The organism is Acidiphilium sp. PM (assembly GCF_000219295.1).
Lineage (GTDB): Bacteria > Pseudomonadota > Alphaproteobacteria > Acetobacterales > Acetobacteraceae > Acidiphilium > Acidiphilium multivorum.
In genome coordinates, this window is record NZ_AFPR01000558.1 from 1 (window position 1) to 4387 (window position 4387).

The window sequence follows — 4387 nt, forward strand, 5'->3', positions numbered from 1 at the left end:
GATCGGCGGTATGCCAGGCACCTATAAGATCGGCGGCTGGTACGACAGCGGCGCCTTCCCCGATCAGCGTTTCGGCTCGGACGGGTTGTCGCTGGCCAATCCCGCGAGCAACGGTAACCCGCTCATGCAGCACGGCAATTACAGCCTCTATGCCGTGGCCGATCAGACGGTCTGGCAATCGAGCGCGGATAAGGCGCGCACCCTGAACGTCTTCGGCCGGATCATGGGTGCCCCGGATGATCAGAACCTCGTCGACTTCTTCTTCAATGGCGGGGTGACGCTCACGGCGCCGCTGCCGGGCCGCGATAACGACCAGGCCGGCATCGATTTTGGCATCGGCAAGGTCAGCAGCCAGGCCGCCGCTTTGGATCAGGATTCGGGAGCGCCAGCGCAGACCACCGAGGAGCTGATCGAGCTGACCTATCAGGCGCAGGTGACGGGATGGCTGGTTGTCCAACCGGACCTGCAATACGTGATCAATCCGAGTGGCGGGGTGCTGGATCCCAACGACCCCATCCACACGCTGCGCAACGAGTTCATTGCTGGCGCCCGCGCCGTCGTGACTTTCTGATAGCGCTGGCCATCAGCGCGAGATCCAACTCGTCGCGGCGCAGACCGACGACTTCACTGACCCGCAAACCGTGGCGGAATGTCACGCGCAGGAGCAAGTGATCGCGGGAGCCATGCCGCCCGGCCTTAGCGGCCTCCAGCAACCTGACTCCAGCTTGGAATGGCCCTCGGCGATGCGCCTGGCGACATAGTCCTTGGTCCGTGCGTCCGTCCTCAGCCGCCCAATGGCAATGATGTGCAGCGCGCGATCTCAATCCCCTCGCGCCGCAGCTGCCGCCAGACCTTGCGGACACCATAGACCTGGAAATTCTCTTCCCAGACCCGGCGGATCTCCGGCCGCAGCCGCGTGTCGCGCCGCGCACGGGGCGGCAAGCGGTTTGGGTCAGTACGACGTGCGGCATGCTCATAGTAGGTCGACGGAGCGACCGGCAGCATCCGGCAGATCGGCTCGACACCGTAGACCTCGCGATGCGCGTCGATGAACGCGATCATGGCTTGTACCGGCGGTCGAGCTCCGCCATCGCAAAATAAGCCGATGCCTTGCGCAGGATCTCATTCGCCTGGCGTAGCTCCCGGACCTCTCGTTCCAGAGACTTGATCCGCTCCTGGTCAGCACTCGTCGGGCCAGGCCGTAGCCCCCGATCCCGCTCCGCCTGGCGAACCCACCCCCTCAGCGTCTCGATCGTGCAGCCGATCTTCGGTGCTATCGAGCCGATCGCTTCCCATTGCGAAGCATGATCCTTGCCATGCTCCAGCACCATCCGGACCGCTCGCTCCCGGACCTCAGGTGAATACCGAACCGATGTCTTCCGCTTTTCCATTGCTCCATCCTACTCAAGAGTTGGAGCCTCCGGGATTCCCGGCGCGGTTCATGGTCCCTTGCGCGGAGCCTTCTCGGGCCGGTTTGGCTTCTGCCCGCGCGATGGCGGCAGACTCGAATTATCCGGCCGCTTCGCCGGATCGTTCAGCCGCGCCTCCAGCTCCGCAATCCGCCGTTCCGCAGCAGCCAGCCGGACCGTCAGTTCCGCGTTGCGCCGCTCCGAAACTTGCAGTGCTTCCCACAGAGCGCGGATCAGCGCATCTTTCTCGGCGTGCGTCAGAAGCGATAAATCAGGAAGCTCGGTCACGTCACCGTCGAATCCCATCCGACGTGGTCACGTCAATTCACAATCGATTCAACACGCCGCCTACCGGGGATGAGCAGCTACGTTTGCGCTTCGTTCAGAGTAATTTTATGATTTTCTTAGCCAGCGTATGAAGATGCGGATGCCCCCCGCCGAGATCGTTCACAATCGCCAGTGTCTCGCCATGCGGTCCGAACAGATAAACCGCATCGCTATGCTGGATCGCCGATACCGGATCGGCCGAATCAGATCCCGTTGGGGACTTGAAATAGACCCCGTAACGCTTGGCAAAGGCATTGAGTTCCGCAGGTGTGCCATAGAGGCCGTCGATATATGGGGGCGGTCCAAAATTGGCGAGGTAGTCTTTCAGACGCTTTGGCGTATCGTAATCAAGATCGACCGTGACAAACAGGAATCTTGTTCGCGATTTCTCCGTACCGAGCAGGCCAAACAGGCGGGCCGCGTTTAAGGCGGTCAGCGGGCAGGTGTCAGAGCATCGGGTGAACCCGAAATAGACGATCACCACATCACCGCGATAAGCGCTGGCGGTGACGATCTTATCGTCAGAGACACGCTCCATCTTGAACGCCAGGTTAGGGAAATGCCCGTCTACATCGATGACGCCAGGAACGCTGGCGATATTGGCTGCATGGACGGATGAGTCGGCGTCCTCGGTGCGTGCGCTTGCAGGCAGGGTGATAAGCGTAGCAGAGGCACCAAGGGCCATTCCAAGCCGCCGGCGGCCCAAAGTGCGAGGAAAACCCGTCATGGTGTCAGTGTCTTTGGGGAAAGACTGGCAATATAAGCTGTGACTGCCGCGCGTTGGGCCATATCGAGATGCCGTGAAATATCGGCCATTTCGGAGTGATCCTTCCGGTTTTCAGCCTCCGCGGAGAGATCGTCCATGAGATCGGCAGCCGGTTTGCCGCGCAGCGACGGTGCGCGCTTGGCGGCATCGCCGGTGAAAGAGCTTCTATGGCAGGATGTGCATGCAGGTATGTTTGGCAGGATTCCGTGCTCTGCGATTGCCTGCCCATTGGGAGGCCAGGATGCTGCGTATGCACGGCTCATGAAGAAGACCGCCAACAGAGTGCCGCCGAATGATCCCACCGAAGCACCCACGATGCCTCCGATCAGCTACAGGTATCGGCGGGGCCTGCCTGCCAGTATTTGCACCAGCCGTGCGGACTGATGATGCCTTCGATCATGGTGCAATGGTCGGGTTGGCCAGGCACGAACATACAGCAAGCGGCGCATTGATGGCTATGATTTGGCCTGTCCTGGTAGTCGGCCAGACGTTTGGAGATCGTGGGAGCAGCCTCGGCCGACGGGTCGCTCATGAGGGCCAGTGCCAAACTGGCGGTGGTCGCCAGAACACTATGAAGGATCAAGGTACGGCGCTTGAACATGGTGGGACCCTGTTGATGGTGAGACAGGAATGATCCTCGATCAGCGGGTCGCCAAGGGGGCACACGGCGTTTTGTTCAGCGGACTGTCACCTCACAAGACTTTCGAAAAGCCGACTTGCTCGCGCGAATCAATGGCTTACAGTTCCCGTAAGATATGCCCGTGACAGGCCGACCTGCCGAAGCATCGAGCTTGCCAAGCAGGCGTCGCCTGGAATCTTATTCCGCAGTGGCCAAGCATAGGCTTGCCAGGGGTCTATTGTTCACTTTCGCATTTCCTTGGGATGGCGTTTAGGATCGAACCACTGCTTACCATCCTTCTCGCTGAGCCACGGATTTCCGAACGCTCGGCTTACCGGCGGCTCGTCGTAGGTCAGGTTGGTATCCCACACGGCAGCTCGCTCGCGGCGATGCTCACGCTGCTTGAACAACTTGTCACTTGCCGCAGTGGTCCAACCACAGCCTGGATTTTTCCGTCTCGAACGGGACATATCGCGGGAGCCTTTGTCCGTCACGCTGCCTTGTGCAGCGTAAAGTCCACATGCACCGCATCGTAGGGAAAGACCACGCGTCCACTGTCTGTCCGATCGAGCACCCCGGCGGTTAACAAGGCTTGCACATCGCCATGCACGGCCTTCACGTCGCGATCGACCTGGCGGGCCACTTCGCGGATGGCCATTTCGCCATGTCCGGTCATCGCTTGCAGGATGTCCCATCGCTTGGCGGTAAGCACCTTCCATAGCAGTTCGACTGTCCCGAAGCTGATGAACTCGCCCACGTGTTCGCCACGAAAGGCGGCGGCCATCTGGCGTTGGGTGTCCTCGATCGAGGATACACCGAGCGTTACGGTTCGCATTGTCCTGCCCTCCACGTTGCCACGTCCTTCCAGAAATCAGCTTGCAGGGTGGCCAGATCAATAAAGTGGTACGTCATCTCGCGTTTCCCGACATGCTTGTGGTCACCTTTGTCGGCCTCATTGTCGTAGCGCAGGACGCAGATGTCTTCCGATACCAAAGCTAGGCGGTATTTAAAGCTGTGCGCGCTGCCACGCACGGGGGCAGGCACCCACCAGATCACCATTTCGATGAATGCCGTTTCCGATAGACCTTCGCGTTTTCGGAACAGCAATTCGGCTTCCATGTTGGAGTATGTACCAACAAATCAGCGTGTTGGCAATTATTCCAACAGCCGAGGCGTTCCGGTGGCACCCGGCCCTACAGCGCTGAATTTTGCGGTGTCGCATAAATTGTAAAACCTGCGACACCCAGGCAACTGCCCGGCCTGCCT

Annotated in this window: 8 protein-coding genes, 1 pseudogene and 1 other annotated feature; of the genes and pseudogenes, 1 reads left to right on the plus strand and 8 read right to left on the minus strand. The window is 60.0% G+C overall.

Features of this window, described 5'->3' with window-relative positions; translation table 11 throughout:
* On the plus strand, positions 1 to 571 hold a 571-nt coding region (locus APM_RS18095; protein WP_039889224.1), incomplete at its 5' end, for a carbohydrate porin.
* A 233-nt stretch (positions 572 to 804) separates the two neighbouring features.
* On the opposite strand, the pseudogene APM_RS20865 reads toward APM_RS18095, so the two are convergent.
* The 8 genes and pseudogenes from APM_RS20865 to APM_RS18130 all read right to left on the minus strand — a co-directional run.
* Positions 805 to 1391: pseudogene (locus APM_RS20865) on the minus strand (IS3 family transposase); the annotation flags it as partial.
* Positions 988 to 1104: a sequence feature (AL1L pseudoknot), on the minus strand. It overlaps the preceding pseudogene by 117 nt.
* Positions 1392 to 1439: 48 nt before the next feature.
* The gene (locus tag APM_RS18110) at positions 1440 to 1697 is read right to left on the minus strand and encodes a DUF6444 domain-containing protein (protein WP_158005017.1); all 258 of its coding nucleotides are present in this window, start codon (positions 1695 to 1697) and stop codon (positions 1440 to 1442) included.
* A 94-nt stretch (positions 1698 to 1791) separates the two neighbouring features.
* The gene (locus APM_RS18115) at positions 1792 to 2421 is read right to left on the minus strand and encodes an SCO family protein (RefSeq protein ID WP_007424847.1); all 630 of its coding nucleotides are present in this window, start codon (positions 2419 to 2421) and stop codon (positions 1792 to 1794) included.
* 38 nt (positions 2422 to 2459) lie between these two features.
* Entirely contained in the window at positions 2460 to 2816 is a 357-nt protein-coding gene (locus tag APM_RS21815; protein ID WP_138919263.1) for a c-type cytochrome, read from the minus strand.
* Positions 2817 to 2827: 11 nt separating this feature from the next.
* Positions 2828 to 3103 (minus strand): hypothetical protein, encoded by a 276-nt coding sequence (locus APM_RS18120; RefSeq protein WP_050807230.1) that lies wholly within the window; start codon positions 3101 to 3103, stop codon positions 2828 to 2830.
* Positions 3104 to 3363: 260 nt separating this feature from the next.
* A complete protein-coding gene (locus APM_RS20870; RefSeq protein WP_007424849.1) occupies positions 3364 to 3531 on the minus strand; it encodes a hypothetical protein in 168 nt (55 codons plus the stop codon).
* 80 nt (positions 3532 to 3611) lie between these two features.
* On the minus strand, positions 3612 to 3956 hold the full coding sequence (locus APM_RS18125; protein ID WP_039889227.1) for a transcriptional regulator: 345 nt from the start codon (positions 3954 to 3956) through the stop codon (positions 3612 to 3614).
* On the minus strand, positions 3944 to 4240 hold the full coding sequence (locus APM_RS18130; RefSeq protein ID WP_007424850.1) for a DUF6516 family protein: 297 nt from the start codon (positions 4238 to 4240) through the stop codon (positions 3944 to 3946). Before APM_RS18130 ends, APM_RS18125 begins: the two co-directional genes overlap by 13 nt.
* Positions 4241 to 4387: the final 147 nt, after the last annotated feature.